Source organism: Paraburkholderia xenovorans (assembly GCF_046030735.1).
GTDB classification, from domain to species: Bacteria; Pseudomonadota; Gammaproteobacteria; order Burkholderiales; family Burkholderiaceae; genus Paraburkholderia; species Paraburkholderia xenovorans_A.
This window is the reverse complement of sequence record NZ_JAQQBV010000106.1, coordinates 1-1,008: the sequence shown is the minus strand read 5'-3', so window position 1 is coordinate 1,008 and position 1,008 is coordinate 1. Positions and strand designations below refer to the sequence as shown.

At 62.2% G+C, this 1,008-nt stretch carries 1 protein-coding gene; it reads right to left on the bottom strand.

What is annotated here, in order from left to right:
- A partial coding sequence (gene tnpC / locus PQQ51_RS34315) for an IS66 family transposase (protein WP_408501622.1) occupies positions 1-948 on the bottom strand: 948 nt, incomplete at its 3' end.
- Between the last annotated feature and the right edge of the window lie 60 nt (positions 949-1,008).

Here is a 1,008-nt window from a genome sequence, read left to right as displayed (position 1 = left end):
CTGGCAAAGCAGATCGATCATCTGCTGGGCCCAGGGCTGTTGCGTGGACTCCAGTACGAACACCAGTTCACGCAGATGATGGGCGTTGCACAGGGCGTGTTCGCATTCATAGGCAGCATACGGCCGCCAGCCGTCATGCACCGCGATGCCCCTGAAACCGGGAAGAATGCCGAAGCTGTCGAGTGCCTCGCCACCGCGTTTGCGGTGTGCGCCATACCAGCTCAACTTGCTCGTCGAGGCAAGATGCAGCCAGTGCGGCGCGCGCCCCACGCGCATGCAGCTCTCATCGAAATGCACCACGGGCTGTTCGTGTAGCGCCTGTCTGATCTGATCGACGGCCGGCACCAGTCGCCGGGCAGCTTCGTCGATGCAGTACTGCACGCTGCCCGTACTCATGTGAACACCGAACAGGTCTGACAGTGCCTGAGCCGTACGCGCCACCGGCAACTGCTGGTATTGCGTCAGATAGACCGCGCTTGCACGCACCTGAGGACCATACTGGACGGCCTGGTTCACCCCTTGAGGAAATGCGCCCGAATGGCGTTGGCCACAGCGGCACTGCGCGATCTGCACGCGATGTTCGGTCACCTCGAAGCGCATGGGCGGCAGATCGATCACCTGCCGGCCGTCGGGCAACACCGTCATCGCGTCGGGTTCGATCGGCTGGCCACAGGCATCGCACACCGGCGTCACCGGGTGAATCACGATGCGATCGGGCTGCGCCACGCGTTTGAGCGTCGTGCCCTTGTGCCCCGGCCGTGCACCCGGTCTGGCGCCGCTCGTGCCGCGCAATGACTTCGGCTTGCGCTTCGGACCATCGCTTGAGGGCGGCTTGCTGGAGTTATGACTGTCCTTCTCCAGTTTCGCCTCGAGCTCGTTCAGACGCCTCACCAGATCAACGATGAGCGCGTCCTTCTGTTCGTGTGTGAGGTCCTTGAAATCGGGCATTTGCGTCATGTCCTTCACTATGCACAGCCGGGCGGCAGTTTACAAGTGCTGAATAGTTAC